Genomic DNA, 26,117 nt, shown 5'->3' with positions numbered 1-26,117 from the left:
ATGAGGGGCCGCAGCGTAGGCAGCACCTCCCCGCCCTCCCATTGAATTTGTTGCAAAGCGAAGACACCGGACGGAGCGACGCGTTCAACGCAAGCGTCAGCCAACACGCTTGCAACTAATTGGATGTCGGCCCGGTGCCGGCCCGGGAAAACTGTGCGCATCCGCTGGCGCATTCACTGCGGATTCCCTGATTCCCAACCAAGGACAACTCCATGTCGAACCGACTGAACCTGATCGCTGCTGGTGCGCTTGCGCTGGCCCTGTCCCCCACGGCCTTCGCCGAGACCCTGGAAATCACCGGCGAGCTGATGACCAGCACGTGCTCGGTCGATGCTACCGGAGGCACCATCACCGTGCCGATGGGCAAGGTGGATGTGGCCTCGGTCAATGCGTCCGAGCGTGCCGGCATGAAGAACTTCAGCATCCTGCTCGACTGCACTGGCGCTGGTGCCGCCCAGGATGTCGGTGTGCGCTTCGGCGGCACCCCGGACGGCAGCACCGGCAATCTGGCATTGACTGCGGCGTCCACGGCCACCAACGTGGGCGTGGCGCTGTATGACGCTGCGGGCAACCACCAGAAGCTGGGCGAGGACCCGCTGCAGTGGGTGAACATTCCGGCGGCCGGCAAGGGCCAGCTGGACTACAGCGCCTGGTATTCCTCGGCAGGCCAGAACGCCACTGCCGGAACCGCCAACGCCTCTGGCGATTTCGTGGTGCTTTACAAGTAACCCGCGCCCGTGTGCGCCGCCTCGCGGTGGGGTGGCGTACGCTTTCGGAGGATGAGCTGATGAAAATCCGAGCAACGATGTGGACGACCGCGGTGTTGGCTGGGGCGGTGGCGTTGCCGGTGTCGGCAGCGGTCACGCTGCAGGGCACACGTATCGTGCATGACGCGGCGCAGGGCCGCGATGTAACGGTGAAGACGACGAACGCAGGCAACCAGGTGGCCATGGTGCAGGTCTGGATTGACGATGGTGACAGCCGTGCGCGTCCTGAGAACGTGCGCACGCCATTCCGCCTGACGCCGGCCGACCCTCGCCTGATGCAGCCGCACCAGGGACAGGCCTACCGGATCACTTACGCTCCACGTCCCTCGGAGGCCCGGCTTCCGAGCGATCGCGAGTCGGTGTTCTACTTCAATCTTCTGGACATTCCGCCCAGACCTGCCGATGGCGCCGGCAGGAACCTGCTGCAGTTCGCCGTGCGCACGCGGGTGAAGCTGTTCCACCGCCCGGTCGGCCTGCCCGGCAAGCCGCGTGATGCGGCCGGGCAACTGCAATGGCGTGCGCAGACCGGTGCCCTGATGGTGAGCAATCCCAGCGCCTACCACGTGACCGTGAGCACGCTGACTCTGCCTGACGGCCGCAAGGTGGACGCGGACATGATCGCGCCGGGCGCCGAGTTGCGGCTGCCGCTACCTGGCGGCGCAGCGGTGCCTGCGTCGGTAAAATTCCAATGGCTGGACGATTACGGCACGCCCCGTGATGCCGAGGCCGTCGTCGCTCGTTGAATACAGCCGAGCGTGGGCTCGGCTCTACAGGGTTTGTAGCAAGCGGCACGCTCACTCGCGCGCGGGCCATCTGCAACGCTTTCGAACTTCCCAACAATTCTCATTGGCGGCACTGGCGCTTCATGCAAATGGCGGGCGGTGCGTGGGGCCCCGTGCCCGCCGGCGCTTCTACATCGACCTCCGGTATTGCAACCACGCACCGTCCGCCACCCTCGCTGTTAAGCAGGGTGGCCCCTTGCCGCTTGCACAAGGACGCCGCCATGACCGCTTCCTACGTGGATGTGCAGTTGCGGGCGGTATGACAACCCGCAACCGCAGCCCGCTCAATCGTAGAGCGCGGTAACCGTAATGGCCGTCTGAATCGCACCCGCGTTGACGCCGCTGGTCGTGGGCAGGTAATAGCCCGCACGCAGCGTGTAGCTGGCAGTGGCGCCGGTCACGGGCACTTCAATGCCGGTGTCGCCCTTCTTCAGATAGACGTTGCCCGTGGCCCCGGCCAACAGGGCGACCGAAACGCCTCGCGCCGGGTCGGTGCTGGCCGTGTTCTTCCAACGCTGCGCGTCGCCATCGGCAGCCGTTCCATCGAAGGACAGCGTGGCTTTGGCAACGCCAATGCAGCCCGTGAAGTTCAACGTGCTTTGCTTCAGCAGGTTGTCGCCCACCTTCAGCTCATCGGCCTTCACGTTGTCCAATGTGATGGCCGGTGCCGTCAACGTACAGGTGCCGGGCAATACGCGGCCGGAAATGGTGAGCGTGGCGGCCGCTGCACTGCCGATGGGCAGTGACAGCGCCAGAAGGGTGAATGAAGGTAACAGCAAGCGTTTCATCGGGCACTCCAGAAGATCAGTGGATAGATGGGCTGGCGCCAGCCAGCTCGGGTGAGTCAGCAAAGGGTTGGCAGGTGGCCTGGGCCCACGAAAGGCCGTAGGCATCGGGCGCATCAGGCAGTTGATAGGCCAGGCGACAGCGTTGCGGCCCGTCCGGGTCAACGATCAGCGCGCCTTCGGGCGGCGCGCCACGCAACTGGATGACACCGCCCTGCCCCACCGCGCCTGCAGGCGTGCCATCCTCGCGCTGCACGCGTGCGGCGAACGGCAGTGGCTGGCCCAATGCATCGGTGGCATCGATGAACAAGGTGCGCTCGCGGCGCACTTCGAACGGTACGCGCACGATGCCACCGGCGGTGGGCGCAACACGCTGCGAGGTCTGCAGCATTTCCACCTCCAGCGGCAGCCCTGAAGGGTCCAGATCGATACGGTTCCAGCGATAGGGGCTGACGTGCGGCAACAACGCGTAACCGTTGCGTGCCACGCGGATATCCACACCCGTACCCACCTGTGCGCCTTCTGCGCCCGGTGCATGCACCAGCGCGAAACCGTCGCCTGCCGGCGGCCCCATGTTCAGGCCGCCGGCGTGTAGCACCAGCGCGCCGGAAGCACTCAGGGTCTGGCTGCTGTGCCCGGTCGCGCGGCTGTAGGCGGCGTTGACGTTGGCGTAGTGGCCCTGGTAATCCAGATAGGCACTGCTGCTGTTGCCACCCTCGCCTTGGGTGCTGGACACCGAATAGTTCATCGCGCGCCGCTCGCCCAGGTAGCCGCTCACCCCCGCCTGCACCTGCTGCCCGCCACTGGCGTGACTGATCTGGGTGCTCGCCCTCGGCGCATTCTCGCTACGGCCCAGCGGCACTGCGAAGGTGAAGGTATAGCGTGTGTCAGGGCGACCATTGCCCAGCCGGTAGCGGAACACCGAAACACCGTAGTTCGCGCGCCCCACGGTGCTGCTGAAGCCGAACTGGAAATCGGTCTGGCGCTGCGCGGTATCCCAGAAAGCCACGTGACCACCATTGAGGAACAGCTGGCTTGCCGCCCCCAGGCGCTGGGAGAGATTGGCCTGGTAGCGCTGTCGGGCGCGGCCGGCGTAGCCCCAATCGTCGGATGCAGCGCGGGCCACGTCGTTCAGGGTAAGAAATCCGCGCGTACTGTAGCGGTACGCCGCCAGACCCACATTGGTTCCGGTACTGGCCACGTAGCGCTGGTAGTTCAGCCGCAGGCTGTTGCCGGCAACGCTGGGGCGTCCGGGCAGCTCTGCCTGCGAGTGGGTGATGTCGATGCCGACGGCACCCACTGGCGTGTTGACAGCGGCACCGGCAATCGCAGCGCGATAGCCCTGCGCGATTTGAATACCCCCCAACGCGGTGAGGTGATTGCTGAGACCGCGTGCGTAGGTCCCCTCGGCGAAACGGAGATGGGCCAGACGGCCTCCGGCGTCGCGCAGCGTTCCCGCACTCGCGCTGAACCTGGACGTACCTGCGCGCAACGCCTGTGGCACGGCGGAAAAGCTCACGTTGAACCGCTGGCTGCGCCCGTCCGCCTCGGTAACCACCACTTCCAGATCACCCCCGGAGTTGGTCGGGTACAGATCGTCGATGACGAACGGCCCGGGCGCGACGCTGACTTCATGGATGACAATGCCGTTCTGGCGGATGCTGACCACCGCGTTGCCCTCGGCGATGCCGCGCACGGCCGGTGCATAGCCCCGCAGCGAGTCGGGCAGCATGCGTTCGTCGGTATGAAGACGCACCCCCATGAACGGGACACTGTCGAACAGCTCGCCACCGGTATTGCCTTCGCCCAGCAACAGCTGGCTGTTCAGCGCTGGCAGATCTCTTTGCAGATGGCTGCTGATGGTTCGATAGCGGGAGCCCTGGCTGCTGTGATTGAACGAAGCGCGATGGCGCAGGCGCCAGTCGCCCATGTTGAAGCCCGCACTCACGCCTACGTAGCTGCTGTCGCGATGGGTACTCCGGTAGTGATTGGCGGTGTAGTTGACGAATCCGGCCGTGATTCCGGCGTCGCGCTGTTCAGCCGGCACATGGCCACGCGCACGCCGTGCCTGCATCGCCTGCGGAACGGTCAGCTGCAACTGCAGCGCACTGTCGTCGAAGGTTGCGGTGGCGCCCTCGATGGCGGTTGGCAGATCGATACAGCCGACGTCGGCCACCTGTGCGTGAAGGGCCTGGCGGTGATCCTCACGCAACTGCAGTGCATCCAGCAGGTCTGCAGGCAGGCACGGGCGCGCATGGGCTTCGCCCTCTGACGCCTTGAACGTGACGTCGCGGGTCTGGTGGAACTGTCCATTGATCCACACATCCACCCGGTGCTGGCCTTCCTCGACCGGATTGCCCTGCGCGTAGCGGCGCATATCGATGGACTGCCCGCCGATCAGGAATCCTTCGCTGAACTCGATGGCTGGTGCGGCAGCGGCTGCAAACGGAAGCGAGATGGAAAGCACCCCTGCAATCGCGCACGGCAGATGGGAGAGGGCGAGTGCGCGGAAACGCGCGCAGGAGCGAACGGTGGTCATGACAGGGGACGCATGAAGGCGCGCAGCGAGATGCGGCGCGATGGCAGGAAAAGGAAGGCGTGCGCAGGCATCAGTAGTAGTCCGCCAGCAGCGAGACCTCGCCAAGGATGCTCCCGGTGCGAAGTTCCGCAGGCGTGCGCAGATAGCGGGCGCTGAACGGCACGGACATGACCGTGCCGGTGGTGGTGCCGTAGCTCCAGGGCTGCTGCATGCGCACCGGCGTACCGCCCTGCAGGACCTGCAGCGCCACGCCGGTTGTGGTGGAGCCCGGCGCGGGCGACAGGACATCGCCGGTGTTGGCCAGGTCGTGCACGTCGCTCATTTCCAGCACCAGCGGGCGACCGCTGGCACCGCAGTTGACCGCGACATTGAAGGACTTCTCGCCTGCACTCTGTTGCTGATCCAGCGTGCGGGCGTCGATCGGGTCGAGCGTTACAGACTGGGGAGTGACCGCGCAGGTCTGGGCCTTGAAGCGCACCCCGATGTTCAGATGGTGGCGCCCCACGTTGCCCGACTGCATCGTTGCCGTCGATCCGATCGAACGCTTGGGCGTGGACACCATCTGGCCACCCCGCGAATAGACATCCACCCAGACCAGAACCTCTCCCTCGCGCCCGTTGCCCATGCGGTCCAACGGCTCCCCCCTGCCGTCGCGCAGGGAGTAGCCGCCTGCCTGACCCTCATCAATGGGACAGTCATCTCCCGGGAGACAATCCATGTATGACAGCGACTCGAATCGGAACATCAGCAATGCGGATTCCGGCCCCATCGCGTACGCCGCTGTCATCGCCGTATTTGCTTCGTTGTAGACGTCGCCGACATAGGACAGCCCCAGCAGACTGGGCACGATGGTGCCCTGCGTCTCACCTGCGGAGTCGCAGGCGAACTTCAGGGTTCCCTGCACCGAGGCCAGTGGGCGATGAAGGTCGGGCACGAAGGCCACATCGAACTCGTGGTCGATGAACGTATCTCCGCCCAGGAGGCGGCAAGCGGCCTGAGCGTCGAACGCGGCACATGACAGGAGCAGTGCGGGAAGCACCAGCGGTCGTAGCAGAGGGGATTTCATGCGGAACTCCTGCAGGGCGCCGCGTCGAATGCGCGTGCGCCGCTAGGGGTTGGAGGGCTTTCAAGGGCCTGCACGATAGTTCGCCCTCTCCTCCGGCCCCATACAAAAAGTTGTATCCGCCGCCAAGAAGAAACCGTTTACAACAAGTTGCATGGTGATGCGGCTGCGCGACATCGACACTGCGCATCGTTCGGCGGCCCTCGGCTGCCGGCGCATCCCATTCCGCAACGAGAAGAACGTCGATGTCGATCAAACTGAACCTGCTGGCGCTGTCTGCGCTGGCGATCATGGCCGCGCCTGCGGCCCACGCCGAACAGCTGGAAATCACCGGCGAACTGATGACCTCCACCTGCAGTGTCGGCTCCGCCGGTGGCACCCTCACCGTGCCGATGGGCAAGGTGGACCTGGCATCGGTCAATGCCGGTACCCGTGCCGGCCAGAAGAATTTCAGCATTGCCCTGGACTGCACCGGCTCGGGTGCGGCGCAGGAAGTCGGGGTGCGCTTCGGTGGCACGCCGGATGGCAGCACCGGAAATCTGGCTCTGACTGCTGCTTCGGGCGCGAGCAATGTGGGCGTAGCGCTGTATGACGCCGCGGGCAATCACCAGAAGATCGGTGATGACCCGACCCAGTGGGTGACCATCGCCGCCGGTGGCACTGGCCAGCTGGACTACAGCGCGTGGTATGCCTCGCCGGCCCAGAACGCTACGGCCGGCACCGCCAACGCGTCGGGCGACTTCGTGGTGCTCTACAAGTAAACGGTATCCGGCACGCGCGCACGGATGCGCGCGTGCACCTACTGCATGAGGTATTCCATGAAACTCCGCCCATCGTTGTGGCTGCCGGCTTTGCTGGCCATCGCGCTTGTGCTGCCGGCGCAGGCTGCGGTAACCCTGCAAGGCACGCGCATCGTGCACGACGCCAGCAAAGGCCGCGATGTCACGGTCAAGGCCAGCAATGTGGGTGAACAACCCGCGATGACGCAGGTCTGGATCGACGCTGGCGACAGCCATGCGCGTCCGGAGAGCGTGCGCACGCCGTTCCGGCTGACGCCGTCCGAGCCGCGTCTGCTGCAGGCCAAGCAGGGACAGGCCTACCGGATCACCTATGCGCCGCGGCCTTCGGAAGCGCCGCTGCCGACTGATCGCGAGTCGGTGTTCTACTTCAACCTGCTGGATATCCCGCCCAAGCCGGCCAATGCCGGCGACCGCAACCTGCTGCAGTTCGCGGTGCGCACGCGGGTGAAGCTGTTCCATCGCCCCGCCGGCCTGCCGGGCCAGGCGCGCGATGCGCCGGGCCAGCTGCAGTGGCGCATGGCGGCAGGGGCATTGCAGGTAAGCAATCCTACTGCCTATCACGTGACACTGACTTCGTTGACCTTACCCGATGGCAGCAGGGTGCCGGCGGACATGATCGCGCCCGGTGCACAGGTACGGCTGCCGCTGCCAGCCGGTGCTTCGGTGCCGAACAGCCTGACATTCCAGTGGCTGGACGACTACGGCACCACGCGCGATGCCCACGCAAAGGTCATTCACTGATTGACGCCGGGCAACGGCTCGGCGCTACCTGGAGAGAGAAACACACAACATGAAAAAGATGATGATTCCGCTTACCCGCTATGCCCAGTTCAGCGGGCGCGCCAGCCGCAGTGAGTTCTGGTGGTTCCAGTTGTTCGTCGTGATCGCGTTGATACCGTCGAATGTGCTGGGCTTCGTTGCCGGCTACACCGGTTCGAGCACGCTGGCACTGATATCGACGGGCGTGGGCGCGTTGGTGTGGCTGGCGATCATCGTGCCGATGATTGCAGTGACCGTGCGCCGCCTGCATGACACCGACCGTTCCGGCTGGTGGTACCTGCTGATGCTGGTGCCGATTGTGGGCCTGGTGGTGCTGGTGTTCATGCTGCTGCCGAGCACCCCGGGCGACAACCGCTTCGGTGCACCCGTTCCGCACGTGTAATCGCCCCGCGTTGGCAGGTGTCGACCTTGGTCGACACGGTGCTGCCACGGGCGGCTGACACATCCGTGCCAACCCAGGTTGGCACCTGCCCGAGCGATGCCGAGGTGCTTCACTCGGGGTCAGAGCCCTTTGCGGCGCAAAGGGATCTGACCCCACCCCGAAGCTTGGCACCCCAGTGCAGTCCCGCTGCTACGCGAAGTGCTGGTATCCGCCGTCGGCGGCTTCGCCATCCACGTGTACGCCCTGCCCTTCGGCGATGCGGCCGATGCGGGTGAGCGGCACGTCCAGCGATTCGGCCAGGTAGTGCAGCGCGTCGCGCTGGTCGGCAGCCGCGGTGAAACACAGTTCGTAGTCGTCGCCCCCGCGCAGTGCGCAGTCGCGCGCAGCGTCGCGGCCGAGCAGTTCACGCAGCGCGTGCGAGATCGGCAGCGAATCGGCATCCACATGCGCGGCCACGTTGCTGCGCGCGGCGATATGACCGAGGTCGGCCAGCAGGCCGTCGGACACATCCACCGCCGCGTGCGCGAAGGCCCGCAGGCGCAGGCCCAGGGTCACGCGCGGCGTCGGCCGCAGCAGGCGCAGGCGCAGGCTTTCGTAGTCGGCCAGCAGCGTGGCGGTGGCGATGCTCAACGCCCCTTGTTGCCACAGGCGCAGCGCGCCGGCGGCATCGCCCAGCGTGCCACTGACCCAGACATCATCACCCACCTGCGCGCGGTCGCGCCGCAGGGCCTGGCCACGCCCGACCTGGCCCATCGCGGTCACCGACAGCGACAGCGGACCGCGCGTGGTGTCGCCACCGACCAGCGCGATGTCGTGCTGGTCGGCCAGGGCGAAGAAGCCATCGGCAAAGGCCTCGATCCAGTCTTCAGATGCTTCCGGCAGCGACAACGCCAGCGTGCACCAGGCCGGGCGCGCGCCCATCGCGGCCAGGTCCGACAGGTTGACCGCCAAGGTCTTCCAGCCGATGTCGAAGGCCGGGGTTTCCACCGGGAAGTGCACGCCGCTGTTGAGTGTATCGGCGGTGACCACCAGCTGTTCGTTGGCACGCGGCTGCAGCAGCGCGGCGTCGTCACCGATGCCGAGCAGGATGTCGTCGCGCTCGAGGGTGCGGGCGCGGATGCGGTCGATGAGGGCGAATTCGGCCAGGGACATGGGGCGTTCCCGCTGTTGTACGTGCCGCGCAAGGCGCGGTGGGCGGTAGTGCCGGCCGCTGGCCGGCAACCTCAGGATCCCTGCAGCTGCCGGCCAGCGGCCGGCACTACCACAGGTGGGTCAGTGACCCGATTCGACCTTGCGCCATTCCACGGCGGCACGATCCAGCACGCCGTTGACGTAGGTGTGGCCGTGCTCGGAACCGAAGCGCTTGGCCGATTCGATGGCTTCGTTGATCACCACGCGGTACGGCACGTCCAGGCGGTAGCGCAGCTCGTAGGCGGCCAGGCGCAGCACCGCGCGTTCGATCGCATCCACTTCCTCGATGCCACGGTCCAGGTACGGGCCGAGCGCTTCGTCGATGTCGCGACGGTTGTCGAGCACGCCGTGCACCAGCGCCTCGAAGTACGCCAGGTCGGCAATTTCGCGGGCCTGCTCGTGGGCAAACTGGGCGATCAGCGACTGGGCGTTGCCGCCGGAGATCTGCCAGGCGTAGATGGCCTGCACGGCACGGCGACGGGCGCGTGAGCGCAGCACCGGATCGACGCCATCGCGGCGGACGGGTTTACCGGAGGGCTTGCCCTGGGTGTTCTTGTTCATGGCAGTTGCTCCAGCAGATTGACCATTTCCAGTGCGGCGAGTGCGACTTCCTCGCCCTTGTTGCCGTGGCTGCCGCCTGCGCGGGCCTCGGCGTCTTCCACGCGTTCCACCGCCAGCACGCCGTTCAGTACCGGCACGCCGAAATCCAGCTGCACGCGCATCAGGCCTTCGGCGCAGCGGTCGGCCACGTGTTCGTAGTGGCGGGTGTCGCCACGGATCACGCAGCCCAGGGTGAGGATGGCGGCGTGTTCATGGGCGGCGGCCAGGCGTGCGGCCACCAGCGGCAGTTCCCAGGCACCCGGCACGCGGATCACGTCGATGTTGGCTTCGGTGATGCCGTTGCCGGCCAGGCTCTGGCGGGCGCCAGCGACCAGCGTGTCGGTGATGCGGGCGTTCCAGCGGCTGGCCAGGATGGCGAAGCGCGCCGACTCGGGAGTGCGAAGATCGCCTTCGTAGTGGCTCATATGCGGCTTGGGGGACTCGATAAGGGGGTAATTCTAGCGTGGATGGGCCCCGGCCGTGGCTGGCGGGGGCCCGCAGGGTGTGCCGACCAACGGTCGGCACCCACCGGTGGCATGGGGCCGGCACCCACCGGTAGTGCCGGCCGCTGGCCGGCAATCCCCATTACAGGGTGACCGTCTCCACCACTTCCAGGCCGTACCCGGCCAGGCCGACCTGGCGGCGGGGAGTGCCCAGCACGCGCAGCTTGCCCAGGCCCAGGTCGGACAGGATCTGCGCGCCGGCACCGTTGCGGCGCCACTGGCCCACATCCTTGTCCTTGCCCGGCACCACCGGCGCCGGCTGCTGGCGCAGGCGGGCCAGCAGGGCTTCGCCATCGCGCGGGGCCGACAGCACCACCATCACGCCGGCGCCTTCGGCATCGATCGCACGCAAGGCATCGGTGGCGGCGACGCCGAAGTCGTCGCGGCGCCAGTGCAGCAGGTCGGCCAGCGGGTTTTCCACCTGCACGCGCACCAGGGTCGGTGTTTCCGCATCCGGCGTGCCGCGCACCAGGGCGAAATGCAGGTCGTGGGCGATGCGGTCGCGGTAGGTCACCAGCTTGAACGGGCCGAATTCGGTGTCGATCTCGCGCTCGTCCACGCGCTCGACGGTCTTTTCAGTGGCCAGGCGGTAGGCGATCAGGTCGGCGATGGAGCCCATCTTCAGGCCGTGCTCGCGGGCGAACACTTCCAGCTCCGGGCGGCGCGCCATGCTGCCATTCGGGTTCAGGATCTCCACCAGCACGCCGGCCGGCTCCAGCCCGGCCAGCATGGCCAGGTCGACGCCGGCTTCGGTATGGCCGGCGCGGGTCAGCACGCCGCCCGGCTGGGCGATCAGCGGGAAGATGTGGCCCGGCTGGTGCAGGTCCGACGGCTTGGCGTTGGGCTTGACCGCGGTGCGGATGGTATGCGCGCGGTCGTGGGCCGAGATGCCGGTGGTAACGCCCTCGGCGGCCTCGATGCTGACCGTGAAGTTGGTCTGGAACTGCGCGGTATTGGCCTGCACCATCGGCGCCAGGCCGAGGTCGGCGGCGCGGCTGCGGGTCAGCGGCAGGCACACCAGGCCACGGCCGTGGGTGACCATGAAGTTGATGTCCGACGGCTTGACCAGCTCGGCGGCCATGATCAGGTCGCCTTCGTTCTCGCGGTCTTCGTCATCGACGATGACCACCATGCGGCCCAGGCGGATGTCTTCCAGGATTTCCGGAATCGGGGCGAAGTTCATGCTGCGTCTCCCTGTGGGTGCTGACCGTTGGTCGGCACACCCATCAATCGCTCGACGTAACGGGCCACCAGATCGATTTCAAGATTGACCGCGCTGCCCACGCCGGTGGCGGAGAACGCGGTGTTGGCCACGGTGTGCGGGATCAGGGCGACTTCAAAACCTTCGTCGTCCACTTCGTTGACGGTGAGGCTGACGCCGTCCACGCAGATCGAGCCCTTCTTGGCGATGTAGCGGCGCAGCGAGGCCGGCGCGGCGAAACGCCAGCGCTGGGCCCGCGCGTCGTCGTGGATGGACAGCACCTGGCCGAGGCCGTCGACGTGGCCGCTGACCAGATGGCCGCCGAGGCGGTCGGTCGGGCGCATGGCGCGCTCCAGGTTGATGACCGCACCGTCGCCCAGCTGGCCCAGCGTGGTCAGGCCCAGGGTCTCGGTGGAGGCATCGGCCTGGAAGCTGCTGGCGTCGAATGCGATGACGGTGAGGCAGACACCGTTGATGGCAATGCTCTCGCCCATCTGCACGTGGTCGAACGGCAGATTCCCGACGTTGAAGGTGAAGCGGACATCGCCGCCGATGGATTCGCGTGCGGCCAGACGGCCGACGCCTTCGATGATTCCAGTAAACAAGAAACGTTCTCCGCGGAAAGTGAGCGAAAAACGCCGCAAGGCAAACAGGCGGGCGCAGGGCCGCGAAGGCCCTGTGGCACCGTCTTCTTTCATCCGGACTATACCGTCGGCTCCGGCATTGGACCGGATCTGCTGACCCCCGGCCGTGGGCCGGGGCGCTCGCGGGCTCGTGCTTGCGCACCTACCGCCGGTGGGGAATTGCACCCCGCCCTGAAGACGTTTGTGTACCGGCGAACCGGCGTGGCTAGTGTACCAGCCCGGGCTGAACGGGGTGGGTTGCCCGGGGTCGGATCCCTTTCCGCAGGAAAGGGCTCTGAGCCCGACCACGTCTGGCCAGCCTGTGACGGCGGTCTCTCGCATTTTGTAAAACTTTCATTAAAATCCGCAGCGGACGACATGAGGTCGCCACGGGCAGCCGCGAGGGCAGGCCCGCCAATGGACTGAAATTCACAGGAATTCCCATGCGCAAGATCCTGATCGTGGCCGCCCTGCTGGCCGCCGCTCCGTTCTCGGCTTCGGCCGACGCCCTGAGCTACACCTACGTTGAAGGCGGCTGGACCCAGGTCCAGGTTGACGACAACGTGCTGGACGACCCGAAGGTCGACGGCGGCTACCTGCGTGGTTCGGTCGCGCTGGCCGAGCAGGTCTACGTGTTCGGTGGCTGGTCGCGCACCAGCAAGACCCGCCACTACGGCGAAGACTCGCTGAAGCTGGAACTGAACCAGCCGGAGCTGGGTATCGGCTACCACATGCCGTGGACCGACCGCGTCGACTTCACCGCCGATGCCGCCTGGGTGCGCCAGAACGCCGAATCGACCCTGCGTTATGACGGCGTGCGTTACCACGGCAAGGACCACACCAACCTGGGCCGCGTCACCATGGGCATCCGCGGCAAGCCGTCGCGCATGACCGAAGCCTGGGCCAAGGCCGGCTACATGGATGGCGGCAACAACTACAAGGGCACCTGGGTCGGCACCGTCGGCGGCCAGATCAACTTCACCAAGACCTGGGGCCTGGTGGGCGAGATCTCCGGCTACCGCGACGTCACCCAGTACTCGGTCGGCGTCCGCGCCAGCTTCTGATTTACCGATCGCTCCTCGTCGTGCGATCGAACGGGCCCCGCAAGGGGCCCGTTTTTTGTCCGCTGCACACCGTCACCTGGCTGCATCGCGCCATCGAAAGTGTCGGCAGATGCGCTAGGCTTGCGCGCGTCTGGAACAGGAAAACACCGTCATGAAGACCCCCACCCCTACCCTTCTGGCCAGCGTGCTGCTGTGCGCCCCGCTGATTGCCAGCGCGGCACCGGCCCAACTGACGCCCGAGCAGGCCTTCGACCTGTATGCACGCGTGCTGCTGGAAGACGACGCGGCCGCCACGCGCACGCTCAACGACGCACTGAAGCCGGCGTTCGAGGGCCAGGACGCCGTGACCCCCAACCCGGGTGCGCTGGCCAAGGCCTTGGCCGAACCCTGGCAGACCGTACTGGCCAGCACCGGCGCCAAGGTCGACGCTGCGGCCACCGAAGCGCTGTATGCCAAGGCCCTGCGTGATTCGAAGTGCCGCGCGACCAAGAGCGTGATCGAAGACAACGAGTACGTGGAAGACCAGAAGCTGGCGCGGATCACCTACAGCTGCCAGCTGCCCGACCTGGGCAAGGTGCGCCCGCTGTTCGCCGCCAGCCTGGCCGACGATGCCAGCCCGGCCTCGCGCAAGCAGTTCACCGATGCCTATGCCCAGGCACTGCAGAGTGGCGCACGCATGCCGGTCAGCGGCACCTTCACCCTGTACCCGGCCAAGGACAACGGCTACTGGTACAGCGGCAACTTCGATGACCTGGTGGGCACCGTAGCCGGTGCGCTGGCACCGTTCGAGGACTGGATGCAGGACGCGCAGGCGGCCAACGCGCCGAAAGTGACCGGCGTACCCGGCTGCGACCTGCTGCTGCAGCAGCACCGCGCCTGCGTGGCGAAGATCGCGCCGGACCAGATCAGTGGCGTGGACGCGATGGCCGAGGAACTGAAGGCCAAGGCCAAGGTGAAGTCGGCCGAAGACATGACGCAGGAATGCAAGGCACTGCGCCCGATCGCCGAGATGATGTGGACCGACGAATGCGCATGAGCGGGTAGTCGGTAGCGCCGGGCCATGCCCGGCGACACCACGCTGCCGTCATTCATCGTCATCGTCGTCCGGATGCTCACCAAACTCCGGACGATTCTGCTGGTACTCGCAGCCGTGCAGGGTCTTGCCGGGCGCCCACGCACGTACGATGCGCGCGCGATCTTCCAGCCAGCCATCGGCCGCCGTGTCGGTATCGTAAAAATCTACGAAAGCCGCGTCGCTCCAGCCATCGTAGGGTGGCAGAAGCCATTCTTCGGCCAACGTTTCGGCGATATCCCCGTCCAGCTCTGCGTACAAGGTCTGACCCACCTTGACCAAGCGTGAAGCGGGCCTGCCGGCGATCATGATCGGTGCCGGCGGCACCCACCAGCGATTGCCCTCTTCATCTTCTCCATCCTTCCAGCCTTTGAAACGCGCATCAGTGGTGTGTGCCGACATGGTCACCGCCCAATCGGCCGTGTAATTGCGCAGTGCGTCGGCGTTGCAGGTCAGCACGTCATCCAGCTCCTTGACGACATCGACGCTTGGCGCCAAATAGGTATCCGGCTCCTTTCCGCGCCTGCGCAGCTGCTCCATCCGCGTGTCGTAGCGCTCCTCGCACCCCACCAGTACAGAGTCGGGGTGGGTGGAGACGCGCGACGCCGTAAGTGAACGAACCGAAAAGCCGATTTCGCTGACATTGCGCAAGGACAGGTTCCGCACATGGATGTGAGGCACGGCCGTTGCATGCAGCGGCCTCATATCCAGCTGCTTGGATATCGTCTCAAAGGAGACATCATCCAGGATGGCCATCGTCCCTTCCGAAAGCACTGCAATGCGTTGGGTCCGGTGGCCGAATACAGTGATCGGATCAGGCAGCTCGACCTCATGCAGATAGGAATTTGGCTGTTTGACAACGGTCCACGCATCGAATGGCGGCTTGGCACGCTTGCCATCACCCAGCACGACATCCCACACATTTCGCGACAGCGGCTCGCGCACCGAGGTGGGGGCCCGACACTCGATGACGGCGGCCAGATCATGCAGGGCCTGCGCGCTTGTGATGGCACGCACGGCAGCGGGATCATCGCCATCTGCGAAGGCGGCAGGCGAAACAACCATCCCAAGCGCGAGGAGAGCTGGAAGCATACGGTTCCGGAAAGACTGCGCCACGATGATCACCGCTCTGGGAAACCAAGCACTGTGCACTCGCGTCACGAAGGCGGCTATGAAGAAAGTTTCAAATTTCTCCGAGGTTGTTGCCACGAGAGCAATCCATAACTTTCAGACAAGTTGCATGGACCAATGCATGGAGCGCCCTTGATCCTCAGGGACTTCCCCCGCTTCCGTCCACGCCATGTTGAGACTTCTTTTCGCCCTGCTGCTCTGCGTACCGCTGGCCGCAGATGCTGCAGCGCTTTCAATGGAAGACACCTTCGCTGCCTATGCGCGCGTCATCACTCAGAATGACGAGGACGCCAGAACTGCGCTGCGAAACAGCCTGCGCACGGCAGACCCGGACAACTATCCCGACATCGGAGACGTCGTTGATGCACTCTACGCATTCGAGAGTCTTGCCACTGGTTTCGAAGAGCCCGCGGCCAGTGCGGTCAACGCGCGCCGGAAGACCATTCACTGCCGTGCGGTCAGGACCGAGGAGGACAGCTCCTCCCATCGCGGCGTTGTGGACTACCAGTGCGCGCTTCCCGATGTTTCTGGCGCCTTTGACGCTTATCGGGAGAATCTGGCGCGCTCACGTGCCGGGGACCCTGATGGCGATGCTCTCAGAACGTTCCTTGGCATCTATGCGGCAACCCTGCGTGATGCGCCCGACACTACGTACACAGCGAGGGCGGAGTTCTCGCGTGTTGGCGACAATGGTCCATGGAGCAGTGCAGACATGCTGTTCCTCGGCTTGAATCTACTGAAGGAGCTGATGCCGTTTTCCGCTTGGGACGAGCGCATTGAAGCAGAGTCGGTCACTGCCTATTCCGGCATCCCCGCCTGTGACCTGATGTTGGATGCACAGCTGAAGTTCGCCGAGCGCTATGACCCAGATGGCCCGCTGCAGCGGGGCACGACCTTGCAGGACATCGTGGCCGAGAAAGTACGATCACTGGGACCCAGCCTGGCCGAAGCGTACTGCAGGGGCACCCACGATCGGAACCGTGCGGTGTGGGAAGGCCCGATCCGCCAGGAAGACTCTCATCGAGTCCGGACAGAATAAGAGGCTTTCCAGATGCTCACCCACTTCCGCAGTCTCGTACGCGCGGCTCTGCTTCTCCTGCAGGCCTTGCTGCTCGCTGGTTGCTCACAGGCGTCACAGCCGTCAATGGCCGTGCCCGGCTCCGTCGTCAGCCTGTCGCCGCCTCCCGGGTTCGCCCCCGCCCCCAACTTCTCCGGGTTTGTCAGTGATGACGGCCGTGCCAGCATCCTGGTCGCCGAGCTGCCCGCCGAGGCCAGCAGCACAGTCGGCGGACTATTCGTGGATGAGCCCGCCGCGCGTCGCCGCTTCGCCAGCCAGGGCGTGCAGGTCGATCGCCTGGAATCGCTCGGCGTCGAGGGGCGGACGATCCCGGTGGTCATCGGCAGCCAGGTCGCGCACGGTTACACCTTCAAAAAATGGATGGCGCTTTTCAGCGGCTCCCCCACCGTCATGATCACGGTTCAAGCCCCGCGTGACCATGCACTGACGCACAGGCAGGCGATGCGGGCCTTGGCGACCGTAACACTGCGTCCGCAGGCCACGCTTGAGCAGAAGATCGCCGCGATGCCTTTCAGCGTTGAGCCGGCGTCCCCTTTTCGCCTCCTGAACACCCTGTCCGGGTCAGCCGTGGCACTTACGGCCGGTGAACTGGACACTGATCCAGATGGTCTGCAGCCCCTGGTAATTGTCGCGTCGCAGCTTTCTCTCCCCTTTGCCTCTGACGATCCAGAGAAGGTGTCCGATCAGTTGATTGCAGGGACCGTCAGGATTCAGGGCGGAACGATTGTCTCAAGAGAGAACCTGCCGTTCGGCGGTATCACCGGGCACCGGGTTGACGGGGTAACGCCTGACGGACGCCACTACCGCCACTATCTCGCCCTATGGCCAGGTGAGCGTTTCGTTCGTTTGGTTGCCATTCTGCCGGCAGACAGTTCCAAAGAAGTGGAAGACGCGGTTGAGACCATGGCCAAATCGGTCCGATTCCGCGGGTCATGACATGGATGATGTGGACCGACGAATGCGCGTAAGCGCGATGTAACGCCGAGCCTAGGCGCTGCTCAGCGTTGCCGACGGCAAGGGCAACTGCATTTTCAGAACCGTTGCATGGCCCTGCGCGACCTGCATGGTCATTGCTGTTGCCCTCTTCCATCGGGGGCAACCGCATGAAACACCGTATGACGTCGACCGCGATCATGGTGCTGGCGCTGATGGTGTGCTGGCAGGCCGAAGCGTCCAGGTTCAAAGCCACCAAGATTTTCGTCGTCCAACCCTCAGTCGCCTTCGAGTCGACCCAGCTGAGCGACAGGCATCTGGATGCGTGGATGAGCGAAGACGACGACTGCCACGCGTTCCTGATGTATCACGACCAGTGTGCCGTGCTGGTACTGCCCCATGAGTACGACGACGGTTTCACCCGGCACCAGCTGCGATTGAAGGCCAGGCAGCTGCCGGGCGAGGCGTTGGGCGCGTACTGCCGCAACCTGCATGTGCTGTGGAAGCAGCAGTGGAAAGGCCAATGCCCCGTTGGCGAAGAGGACGACGAAGCGACCTGACGCCGAGGGCATGGCGCCGGCTCTGCGTTAGTCCCTCACGGGCGCAGCAGCAGCCGGGTGTCCTCGCCCACCTGCCGCTGGTCGACCACGCGCAGGCGACGCTGCTGGTCCATCGCCTCGATGCCGAGGCCAGCCAGCAGCGGGCGTCCGTTGTCGCCCAGCAGCGTGGGCGCCTGATACAGCAGCAGTTCGTCCACCCAGCCAGCACGCAGCAGCGCACCGGCCAGTGTCGCGCCGGCTTCGGTATGCACCTCGTTGATGCCCCGCTCGGCCAGCAGCGCCAGCACTGCACCCGGATCCAACCGCCCATCAACGCTTGGCACACTGGCGAATTCGGCATCGGCCGCATCCGGTGCGCTCACCGCCGCAGCGTGCAGGTACAGCGTCGGTGCCCCGCCCTCGCGCACGCGGCTGCATTCGAGCGAACGCAGGCGCGAATCGAGCACCACCCGCAGCGGTGGCATCACCTCGGTATCGGCCAGGCGCACGGTCAGCATCGGGTCGTCGGCCAGCACGGTGTCGGCGCCAGTCAGGATCGCACCGGCGCGAGCGCGCCAGTGCTGCACGTCCTCGCGCGCGGCCGGCCCGGTGATCCACTTGGAACTGCCGTCGGCCATCGCGGTGCGCCCATCGAGGCTGGCGGCCAGCTTCACCCGCAGCCACGGGCGGTTGCGCTCCACGCGTGACAGGAAGCCCTTGTTGAGCTCGCGCGCCTGCGCAGCCATCAGCCCTTCGGCGACCTCGATGCCGGCATTGCGCAGCAGATCAAAGCCACCACCATCGACCTTCGGAAACGGATCGCGCATCGCCGCGACCACGCGCGACACGCCGGCTTCGATCAGCGCCAGTGCACACGGCGGCGTGCGCCCGTAGTGGGCGCAGGGCTCCAGGGTGACGTAGGCAGTGGCACCGCGCGCCTCGCTGCCGGCCTCGCGCAGCGCGAACACTTCCGCATGCGGGCCACCGGCGCGCTGGTGCCAGCCCTGCCCGACCACGCGTTCGCCGTGGGCGATCACGCAGCCGACCATCGGGTTGGGGCGGGTGGTATAGGCAGCGCGCTCGGCCAGGCGCAGCGCGTTGGCCATGTGCAGGTGGTCGAGGACGGAGAACGAAGGGGTCATGCGACCATGGTAACGCTGCCGGCGTTGATCCATGCAGTCGGTGCCAACCCAGGTTGGCACCCACCCGGGCAGAGGCGGTCAGCCCTTCTTCTTCTTGGTCAGGGCGATCACATCGCCCAGCAGCTGCAGCTGTTCGGTACTGGACGGCAGATCGCGCTCGAGCTTCTCGATCTCTTCGCGGAAATCGGCCACGTCCTCGAAGCTACGGTACACCGAAGCAAAACGCACATAGCCGACGTGGTCGAGCTTGCGCAGTTCGTTCATGACGAACTCGCCGACCTTGATCGAGGGCACTTCGCGCTCGCCGCTGATACGCAGCTGGTGCACCACCGCACGTACCGCCGCCTCGATCTTGTCTTCGGGCACCGCGCGCTTCTGCAGCGCGCGGTCGAACCCCGCGCGGACCTTGCGCTGGTCGAACGCTTCGCGGGTGCCATCGCTCTTGACGATGGCCGGCAGCTTCAGCTCGACCGTTTCCAGGGTGCTGAAGCGCTCGCCGCAGGCTTCGCATTCCCGCCGACGGCGAATCGTCGCGCCGTCTTCAGAGACGCGCGAGTCGATGACCCGGGTATCGGCATGTTGGCAGAAGGGGCAATGCATGGAACGCCTGGCTCAGGGAAGTACCTATTGCCACGGTCATGGCAGCGTCGCAAAGGTACCTGAGAAGGGGCGCAGCAGCAAATGCTGCCTGCACGGAAGCGCCTGCATTTCGGCCACCCAGCGTGTCCGGCGAGATCGGGTTGCCCGGCTCAACCCGATGCGGGCGGCGGCGATGCCACGCGTGCCCAGCGCAGCCAGGCCAGGTGCCCGGCCATCACCAGCAGCGGCGGACCAAACCCGAAAAAGCCCAATGTAGAAATTTCCCCGTGCTTGAAGGTGAAGTACAGCGTGGCGGCAACGACGCCCAACGCGGCCAGCGCCCCCACCCCCAGCCCTACCCAGGCAACAACCGGGGAGTGGCGCAGGCCGTCAACACCGCGCCACAGGAACAGTCCGCTCAGCCACAACCACGACAGCAGCCCGATGATGCCGGCCGACGACCACAGCAGCAACCACGTGTGCTCGTCGCCCGTCAGGTACTTGCCGTCCCATACGACCATCAGCCCCAGCACGGCCCCCGTGCCGCCTGCTGCCACGGTGGGCAGGCCCACCAGCAGGCCGGTGATCGCCATCCAGCGCTTGTGCAGGCGCTCATCCATGCGTTCGATGTCCTTCCATGGGCCGCGTCATGCGCGGCGCTTGATCCACACCAGCATCGCCGCCGGCACCAGCATTGACGGGCCCAACAGCAGCAGGGCGATGCCTTCGGCGTGGACGGTGATGCCCCACCACAGCGCCAGCCCCAGCGCGGGCACGGCGGCAAGACTGCCGGCCAGCAGCATCCACCACCAGAGGCGATGCACCTGCAGCCCGGCACGTCCCTGCAGCAGATACCCGGCGCTGAGCCACAACCAGGCCAGGCAGCCGGCAATGCCGGCCAGGCCCCACAGCGGCATCAGGGTCACCGCGGCCAGCGTTCCATGGCCGAACTGGCCCAGCCCCGTCAGCAGCAGCATCGTCGCCGCGGCGCCACCCGCCACCAGGCTGGGCAGGCCGAAGATCACCGCCAGGACGGCATACAGATACTTGAGGCGGCGCTCATCCATGCGCGGGGTTCCTGGCGACGGGGTCAGAGCCCTTCCGTGCGGGAAGGGATCCGACCCCTGCTTCGATCAGCCGTAGACCGGGTACTTGCGGCACTGCGCGCTGACCGCGTCGCGCACGCGGGCGATGACCGCGTCATCGTTCGGTGCGTCGAGCACGTCGGCGATCCAGTTGGCCAGGTCCACGCAGTCCTGCTCCACGTAACCACGGGTGGTCACCGCCGGGGTGCCCAGGCGCAGGCCCGAGGTCACGAACGGCGAACGCGGGTCGTTCGGTACCGAGTTCTTGTTGACGGTGATGTGGGCCTTGCCCAGCGCGGCTTCCGCGTCCTTGCCGGACACGTCCTTGCCGATCATGTCGACCAGCATGAGGTGGTTCTGGGTGCCGCCGGAGACGATCTTGTAGCCGCGCGCGATGAGCGTGCTGGCCATCGCCTGGGCGTTCTTCACCACCTGCTGCTGGTAGGTCTTGAAGGCCGGTTCCAGCGCTTCCTTGAAGGCCACGGCCTTGCCGGCGATGACGTGCATCAGCGGACCGCCCTGGATGCCCGGGAACACGATCGACTGCAGCTTCTTGACCAGGTCCTCATCGGCACCCTTGGCGATGATGATGCCGCCGCGCGGGCCGCGCAGGGTCTTGTGGGTGGTGGAGGTGACGACGTGGGCGTGGTCCAGCGGGCTCGGGTAGACGCCGGCGGCGACCAGGCCGGCGACATGGGCCATGTCCACGAACAGGTAGGCACCGACCTTGTCGGCGATGGCGCGGAAGCGCGCCCAGTCGATCACCTGCGAGTAGGCGGAGAAGCCGGCCACGACCATCTTTGGCTTGTGCTCCAGGGCCAGGCGCTCGACCTCGTCGTAATCGATCAGGCCCTGGTCGTTGACGCCGTACTGCACGGCGTTGAACAGCTTGCCCGAGGCATTGACCTTGGCACCGTGGGTGAGGTGGCCGCCGTGGGCCAGGCTCATGCCGAGGATGGTGTCACCCGGCTGCAGCAGGGCGAAGTACACGGCCTGGTTGGCCTGTGAGCCGCTGTGCGGCTGCACGTTGGCGTAGTCGGCGCCGAACAGCTGCTTGAGGCGGTCGATCGCCAGCTGCTCGGCGATGTCCACGTATTCGCAGCCACCGTAGTAGCGCTTGCCCGGGTAACCTTCGGCGTACTTGTTGGTCAGCTGGCTGCCCTGGGCTTCCATCACCGCCGGGCTGGTGTAGTTCTCGCTGGCGATCAGCTCGACGTGGTCTTCCTGGCGCTGGGTCTCAGCGGCGATGGCCTTGGCCAGTTCGGGATCGTAGTTTTCGATGCGGACGTCACGCGGGAACATCGGGTACTCCAGCAGGCAGGGAAAGGGGTACGGCTCAGCCCCTGATTGTAGCCCCGCACCGGCCTGCCGGGGCCGAAAAGGCCGGGGCCGGCACTCCCGAAGGAATCCGGCCCCGTATGGTTTCGAGGGATGTTGTGGGATCAGAGCCCTTTCCGTTGGAAAGGGATCCGACCCCGGCCGCGATCCTCAGCGACTGTTGATGATGTAGTCGGCGATGATGCCGGTCGCCACCGCCACCAGCAGCATGTTGCCGCGGTCGTCGCGGATCCAGTGGTGCCCATACGGCGGGCGGCGCAGGTGGTAGCGCGGATAGTCGTTCACCACATAGATCGGGCCGCGGTAGTAATCGCGGTAGCGGTGGCCGACCTTCCAGCCGTAGCCCGGGCCGTAGGCCGGGCGGTAGACCACGCGCGGCGGCGGCGGGGCCGGACGGTAGTAGCGGTCGTGGTCGCGGTGCCAGTCGCGGCGGTCGCGCTCCCAGTCGCGCCGGGCCTCGCGGCGATCGCGTTCCCAGTCACGGCGGTCCTGTCGCCATTCGCGGCGGTCCTCGCGCCACTCGCGGCGGTCATGGCCGCGACGGTGGTCGTTGTCGGCGAAGGCGGGGGCCACCGCGCCGAGCGCCAGCACAGAGGCCACGGCGCTGGCCATTACTCGATTGATGCGCATGTCAGACCTCTGCTTGGGTGGTGGTGAGCCCATATTGCGCACCCGATCTGAACCGTTTCCGGCTGGAAACGCTTCCCGCTGCAGGACTGTGACGCAGTATTCAGCCCACGGCCAGCCGACGGCGCCTGCCCGGCGCGGCCCGGAACCGGTTCCGGCTATAATTGGCGGTATTCCTTTCCAGTCTGTGCCCGCTGCCACAACGGGATGTTCCCGTGATGGGCCGGGCGCAGGGCCGCGCCTACGGAGACCTCATGTCCTCGCAATACATCTACACCATGAACCGCGTGTCCAAGGTGGTCCCGCCCAAGCGGCAGATCATCAAGGACATCTCGCTGTCCTTCTTCCCGGGCGCCAAGATCGGCCTGCTGGGCCTGAACGGCGCCGGCAAGTCCACCGTGCTGAAGATCATGGCCGGCGTGGACACCGATTTCGAGGGCGAAGCCCGCCCGCAGCCGGGCATCAAGGTCGGCTACCTGGCACAGGAACCGGAACTGGACCCGAACAAGACCGTGCGCGAGTCGGTCGAGGAAGGCGTGGGCGAAGTGCTGCAGGCCCAGGCCGCGCTGGAAGCGGTGTACGCCGCCTACGCCGAAGAAGGTGCCGACTTCGACGCATTGGCCAAGGAGCAGGAGCGTCTGGAGGCGATCCTGGCCGCCGGTGATGCGCACACCCTGGAAAACCAGCTGGACGTGGCTGCCGATGCGCTGCGCCTGCCGCCGTGGGATGCCAAGATCGCCAACCTGTCCGGCGGTGAAAAGCGCCGCGTGGCACTGTGCCGCCTGCTGCTGCAGAAGCCGGACATGCTGCTGCTGGACGAACCGACCAACCACCTCGACGCCGAGTCGGTGGAATGGCTGGAGCAGTTCCTGGCGCGCTACACCGGCACCGTGGTGGCCGTCACCCACGATCGCTACTTCCTGGACAACGCCGCCGAGTGGATCCTGGAACTGGACCGCGGCCGCGGCATTCCGTGGAAGGGCAACTACACCGAATGGCTGGTGCAGAAGGATGAACGCCTGAAGCAGGAAGAAAACCAGGAAAAGGCCCGCCAGAAGGCGATCCAGAAGGAACTGGAATGGTCGCGCCAGAACGCCAAGGGCGGCCGTTCCAAGGGCAAGGCCCGTCTGGCCCGCCTGGAAGAGCTGCAGTCGCAGGACTACCAGAAGCGCAACGAGACCAACGAGATCTTCATCCCGCCGGGCGAGCGCCTGGGCAACATGGTGATGGAGTTCAAGAACGTCTCCAAGAAGTTCGGCGACCGCCTGCTGATCGACAACCTGTCGATGCTGATTCCGCCGGGCGCGATCGTCGGCATCATCGGCCCGAACGGCGCCGGCAAGTCGACCCTGTTCAAGATGATTACCGGCCAGGAAAAGCCGGATTCGGGCGAGATCGTGATCGGCCCGACCGTGCAGCTGTCCTACGTGGACCAGAGCCGCGACAAGCTGGAAGGCAACCACAACGTGTTCCAGGAAATCGCCGGTGGCCTGGACATCCTCAACATCAACGGCATCGAGATCCAGTCGCGCGCCTACATCGGCCGCTTCAACTTCAAGGGCCAGGACCAGCAGAAGATGGTCGGCTCGCTGTCCGGTGGTGAGCGTGGCCGCCTGCACATGGCCAAGACCCTGCTGCAGGGTGGCAACGTGCTGCTGCTCGACGAACCGTCCAACGACCTGGACATCGAAACCCTGCGTGCGCTGGAAGACGCGCTGCTGGAGTTCCCGGGCAACACCTTCGTGATCTCGCACGACCGCTGGTTCCTGGACCGCATCGCCACGCACATCATCGCTTTCGAAGGCGACTCGCACGTGGAATTCTTCCAGGGCAACTACCGCGAGTACGAGGAAGACAAGAAGCGCCGCATGGGCGACGATGCTGCGCCGAAGCGCCTGCGCTTCAAGGCGCTGAAGTAAGGCAACCGGAAAGGCCGCGCTCGCGCGGCCTTTCTCCTTCTGGTGGGTCACGACCGTTGGTCGTGACTCGAAATGTACCGACCAGGGGTCGGTACCCATCACACCCGGTCCATGCATGCCGGCCAGCGGCCGGCATCTACCAATGAGCGCCCCCATGTCCCTGTTCGAGCGCATGTTCCAGCTGCAGCAGCACGGCACCACCGTGCGTACCGAGCTGCTGGCCGGTGTCACCACCTTCCTGACGATGTCCTACATCGTCTTCGTCAACCCGGAAATCCTCGGCACCACCGGCATGGATGCGGGTGCGGTGTTCGTGGCCACCTGCCTGGCCGCTGCGCTGGGTTCGGCGGTGATGGCGCTGGCGGCCAACTTCCCGGTGGGCATGGCACCAGGGATGGGCCTGAACGCGTTCTTCGCGTTCACCGTGGTCGGCGCTGCCGGTCTGCCGTGGCAGCAGGCGCTAGGGGCGGTGTTCATCTCCGGCCTGGTGTTTCTGGTGCTGTCGCTGTCCGGTGTGCGGGCATGGCTGGTGTCGGGCATTCCTTCGTCGCTGCGCTCGGCGATCGTGGCCGGCATCGGCCTGTTCCTGGCGATCATCGCGCTGCAGAAATCCGGCGTGATCGTCGGCAACGAAGACACGCTGGTGGCGCTGGGCCCCTTGAACACGGCGCCGCCACTGCTGGCGCTGGCCGGTTTCCTGTTGATCGCAGTGCTGGAAGCACGCCGGATCCGCGGCGCGATCCTGATCGGCATCCTGGCGGTGACCGGTGCGGGCTGGGCATTGGGCGACGTGCAGTACCAGGGCCTGGTCTCGCTGCCGCCGAGCCTGGCACCGACTTTCCTGCAGCTGGACCTGCCGGGCCTGCTGCACCATGACGGCGGCGCACCGATCGCGGTGCTGCTGCAGGTGGTGCTGGTGTTCGTGCTGGTGGAAGTGTTCGATGCCACCGGCACCCTGTACGGCGTGGTCGGCCGCGCCGGCCTGCTGAAGCTGCCGGGCGCGCAGAAGCGCTTCGGCCGTGCGCTGCTGGCCGACAGCACGGCGATCGTCGCCGGTTCGCTGCTGGGCACCAGCAGCACCACGGCCTTCGCCGAGAGCGCTTCGGGCGTGCAGGTGGGCGGGCGTACCGGCCTGACTGCTCTGGTGGTGTCGGCACTGTTCCTGGCCGCGTTGCTGTTCTCGCCACTGGCGGCAATGGTGCCCGGCTATGCCACCGCACCCGCCTTGCTGTTCGTGGCCGGCCTGATGCTGCGCGAACTGGTGGAAGTGGACTGGAGCGACCTGACTGAATCGGTGCCGGCCGCGCTGTGTGCACTGGCGATGCCGTTCACCTATTCGATCGCCAACGGCCTGGCATTCGGTTTCATCGCGTATGCGGCGCTGAAGGCAGGCACCGGGCGCTGGCGCGAGGTGCATCCGGCGGTGTGGCTGGTGGCGGTGTTGTTCGCGCTGCGCTACGCGTTGGAATAATCGGGGGGCGATGCCGGCCAGCGGCCGGCACTACCGGGTGGTGATTCACCTGCCACCCGGGGGGCGATGCCGGCCAGCGGCCGGCACTACCGGTTGCTGGGTTCACCTGCTGCGCACGGTGCT

General features: G+C 66.0%; 27 protein-coding genes and 1 riboswitch. Of the genes, 12 read left to right on the top strand and 15 right to left on the bottom strand.

Annotated elements, in window-relative coordinates; translation table 11 throughout:
• The first annotated feature begins 212 nt into the window (after positions 1-212).
• On the top strand, positions 213-728 hold the full coding sequence (locus AC5P66_RS16585; protein ID WP_049415673.1) for a fimbrial protein: 516 nt from the start codon (positions 213-215) through the stop codon (positions 726-728).
• An 11-nt stretch (positions 729-739) separates the two neighbouring features.
• The gene (locus AC5P66_RS16580) at positions 740-1,510 is read left to right on the top strand and encodes a fimbrial biogenesis chaperone (protein ID WP_448140775.1); all 771 of its coding nucleotides are present in this window, start codon (positions 740-742) and stop codon (positions 1,508-1,510) included.
• A gap of 323 nt (positions 1,511-1,833) precedes the next feature.
• Here the strand turns inward: AC5P66_RS16580 and AC5P66_RS16575 are convergent, their stop codons facing one another.
• The 3 genes from AC5P66_RS16575 to AC5P66_RS16565 form a co-directional block, all read right to left on the bottom strand.
• Positions 1,834-2,337 (bottom strand): fimbrial protein, encoded by a 504-nt coding sequence (locus AC5P66_RS16575; protein WP_099591097.1) that lies wholly within the window; start codon positions 2,335-2,337, stop codon positions 1,834-1,836.
• 16 nt (positions 2,338-2,353) lie between these two features.
• Positions 2,354-4,873: a fimbria/pilus outer membrane usher protein gene (locus tag AC5P66_RS16570; RefSeq protein ID WP_495216513.1), complete on the bottom strand. Its 2,520-nt coding sequence runs from the start codon at positions 4,871-4,873 to the stop codon at positions 2,354-2,356.
• Between the two features lie 70 nt (positions 4,874-4,943).
• A complete protein-coding gene (locus tag AC5P66_RS16565; RefSeq protein ID WP_495216511.1) occupies positions 4,944-5,939 on the bottom strand; it encodes a fimbrial protein in 996 nt (331 codons plus the stop codon).
• Positions 5,940-6,181: 242 nt separating this feature from the next.
• On the opposite strand from AC5P66_RS16565, the gene AC5P66_RS16560 reads away from it, so the two are divergent.
• The 3 genes from AC5P66_RS16560 to AC5P66_RS16550 are packed head-to-tail and all read left to right on the top strand — an operon-like array spanning position 6,182 to position 7,898.
• Entirely contained in the window at positions 6,182-6,697 is a 516-nt protein-coding gene (locus AC5P66_RS16560; protein ID WP_049415684.1) for a fimbrial protein, read from the top strand.
• A gap of 57 nt (positions 6,698-6,754) precedes the next feature.
• Positions 6,755-7,477 (top strand): fimbrial biogenesis chaperone, encoded by a 723-nt coding sequence (locus AC5P66_RS16555; protein WP_049415685.1) that lies wholly within the window; start codon positions 6,755-6,757, stop codon positions 7,475-7,477.
• Between the two features lie 49 nt (positions 7,478-7,526).
• The gene (locus AC5P66_RS16550) at positions 7,527-7,898 is read left to right on the top strand and encodes a DUF805 domain-containing protein (RefSeq protein WP_049415690.1); all 372 of its coding nucleotides are present in this window, start codon (positions 7,527-7,529) and stop codon (positions 7,896-7,898) included.
• Between the two features lie 189 nt (positions 7,899-8,087).
• On the opposite strand, the gene thiL is transcribed toward AC5P66_RS16550, so the two are convergent.
• From thiL to AC5P66_RS16525, 5 genes are all read right to left on the bottom strand, one after another.
• Positions 8,088-9,050 carry a thiamine-phosphate kinase gene (thiL, locus tag AC5P66_RS16545; RefSeq protein ID WP_495216510.1) on the bottom strand — a complete coding sequence of 321 codons (963 nt, stop codon included), beginning with the start codon at positions 9,048-9,050 and terminating at the stop codon, positions 8,088-8,090.
• Positions 9,051-9,170: 120 nt separating this feature from the next.
• A complete protein-coding gene (gene nusB / locus AC5P66_RS16540; protein ID WP_005415268.1) occupies positions 9,171-9,650 on the bottom strand; it encodes a transcription antitermination factor NusB in 480 nt (159 codons plus the stop codon).
• Positions 9,647-10,114, bottom strand: coding sequence for a 6,7-dimethyl-8-ribityllumazine synthase (gene ribH / locus AC5P66_RS16535; RefSeq protein ID WP_010481977.1), 468 nt, complete (start codon positions 10,112-10,114; stop codon positions 9,647-9,649). The genes nusB and ribH overlap by 4 nt, the downstream gene beginning before the upstream one ends.
• A 160-nt stretch (positions 10,115-10,274) precedes the next feature.
• Positions 10,275-11,375, bottom strand: coding sequence for a 3,4-dihydroxy-2-butanone-4-phosphate synthase (gene ribB, locus AC5P66_RS16530; RefSeq protein ID WP_495216509.1), 1,101 nt, complete (start codon positions 11,373-11,375; stop codon positions 10,275-10,277).
• A complete protein-coding gene (locus AC5P66_RS16525; RefSeq protein WP_111190941.1) occupies positions 11,372-11,998 on the bottom strand; it encodes a riboflavin synthase in 627 nt (208 codons plus the stop codon). Before AC5P66_RS16525 ends, ribB begins: the two co-directional genes overlap by 4 nt.
• Before the next feature lie 77 nt (positions 11,999-12,075).
• Positions 12,076-12,220: riboswitch (FMN riboswitch) on the bottom strand.
• Between the two features lie 239 nt (positions 12,221-12,459).
• Between AC5P66_RS16525 and AC5P66_RS16520 the strand changes: the two genes are divergently transcribed.
• Positions 12,460-13,080: a hypothetical protein gene (locus AC5P66_RS16520; RefSeq protein WP_049415702.1), complete on the top strand. Its 621-nt coding sequence runs from the start codon at positions 12,460-12,462 to the stop codon at positions 13,078-13,080.
• A 151-nt stretch (positions 13,081-13,231) separates the two neighbouring features.
• On the top strand, positions 13,232-14,116 hold the full coding sequence (locus AC5P66_RS16515) for a hypothetical protein (protein WP_495216508.1): 885 nt from the start codon (positions 13,232-13,234) through the stop codon (positions 14,114-14,116).
• 48 nt (positions 14,117-14,164) lie between these two features.
• Here AC5P66_RS16515 and AC5P66_RS16510 read toward each other — a convergent pair whose 3' ends face one another.
• A complete protein-coding gene (locus AC5P66_RS16510) occupies positions 14,165-15,361 on the bottom strand; it encodes a hypothetical protein (RefSeq protein ID WP_414606377.1) in 1,197 nt (398 codons plus the stop codon).
• A gap of 157 nt (positions 15,362-15,518) precedes the next feature.
• Between AC5P66_RS16510 and AC5P66_RS16505 the strand changes: the two genes are divergently transcribed.
• The 3 genes from AC5P66_RS16505 (at position 15,519) to AC5P66_RS16495 (ending at position 17,854) form a co-directional block, all read left to right on the top strand.
• Positions 15,519-16,322 (top strand): hypothetical protein, encoded by an 804-nt coding sequence (locus AC5P66_RS16505; protein WP_495216507.1) that lies wholly within the window; start codon positions 15,519-15,521, stop codon positions 16,320-16,322.
• Positions 16,323-16,334: 12 nt separating this feature from the next.
• Positions 16,335-17,297 carry a hypothetical protein gene (locus tag AC5P66_RS16500; protein ID WP_049414553.1) on the top strand — a complete coding sequence of 321 codons (963 nt, stop codon included), beginning with the start codon at positions 16,335-16,337 and terminating at the stop codon, positions 17,295-17,297.
• A gap of 167 nt (positions 17,298-17,464) precedes the next feature.
• A complete protein-coding gene (locus AC5P66_RS16495; RefSeq protein WP_495216506.1) occupies positions 17,465-17,854 on the top strand; it encodes a hypothetical protein in 390 nt (129 codons plus the stop codon).
• A 35-nt stretch (positions 17,855-17,889) separates the two neighbouring features.
• Here the strand turns inward: AC5P66_RS16495 and ribD are convergent, their stop codons facing one another.
• The 6 genes from ribD to AC5P66_RS16465 all read right to left on the bottom strand — a co-directional run bounded on the left by ribD (position 17,890) and on the right by AC5P66_RS16465 (position 22,607).
• On the bottom strand, positions 17,890-18,975 hold the full coding sequence (gene ribD, locus AC5P66_RS16490; protein ID WP_111190945.1) for a bifunctional diaminohydroxyphosphoribosylaminopyrimidine deaminase/5-amino-6-(5-phosphoribosylamino)uracil reductase RibD: 1,086 nt from the start codon (positions 18,973-18,975) through the stop codon (positions 17,890-17,892).
• A gap of 78 nt (positions 18,976-19,053) precedes the next feature.
• A complete protein-coding gene (nrdR, locus tag AC5P66_RS16485; RefSeq protein ID WP_005415256.1) occupies positions 19,054-19,575 on the bottom strand; it encodes a transcriptional regulator NrdR in 522 nt (173 codons plus the stop codon).
• A 149-nt stretch (positions 19,576-19,724) separates the two neighbouring features.
• Positions 19,725-20,174, bottom strand: coding sequence for a hypothetical protein (locus AC5P66_RS16480; RefSeq protein ID WP_448140774.1), 450 nt, complete (start codon positions 20,172-20,174; stop codon positions 19,725-19,727).
• 27 nt (positions 20,175-20,201) lie between these two features.
• Positions 20,202-20,621, bottom strand: a complete 420-nt coding sequence (locus AC5P66_RS16475) for a hypothetical protein (protein WP_448140773.1) — start codon at positions 20,619-20,621, stop codon at positions 20,202-20,204.
• 66 nt (positions 20,622-20,687) lie between these two features.
• On the bottom strand, positions 20,688-21,941 hold the full coding sequence (gene glyA, locus AC5P66_RS16470; protein WP_099495958.1) for a serine hydroxymethyltransferase: 1,254 nt from the start codon (positions 21,939-21,941) through the stop codon (positions 20,688-20,690).
• 186 nt (positions 21,942-22,127) lie between these two features.
• The gene (locus AC5P66_RS16465) at positions 22,128-22,607 is read right to left on the bottom strand and encodes an RcnB family protein (RefSeq protein ID WP_049414548.1); all 480 of its coding nucleotides are present in this window, start codon (positions 22,605-22,607) and stop codon (positions 22,128-22,130) included.
• 251 nt (positions 22,608-22,858) lie between these two features.
• Between AC5P66_RS16465 and ettA the strand changes: the two genes are divergently transcribed.
• Together ettA and AC5P66_RS16455 are read left to right on the top strand one after the other, a co-directional pair.
• The gene (gene ettA, locus AC5P66_RS16460) at positions 22,859-24,523 is read left to right on the top strand and encodes an energy-dependent translational throttle protein EttA (RefSeq protein WP_005415249.1); all 1,665 of its coding nucleotides are present in this window, start codon (positions 22,859-22,861) and stop codon (positions 24,521-24,523) included.
• A gap of 154 nt (positions 24,524-24,677) precedes the next feature.
• Positions 24,678-25,994, top strand: a complete 1,317-nt coding sequence (locus AC5P66_RS16455; protein ID WP_049414547.1) for an NCS2 family permease — start codon at positions 24,678-24,680, stop codon at positions 25,992-25,994.
• The last annotated feature ends 123 nt before the right edge of the window (positions 25,995-26,117 follow it).

The organism is Stenotrophomonas sp. YJH_SMC_122 (genome assembly GCF_059369535.1).
The sequence above is the reverse complement of the archived record's forward strand: the minus strand, read 5'-3'. Positions and strand labels throughout refer to the sequence as shown.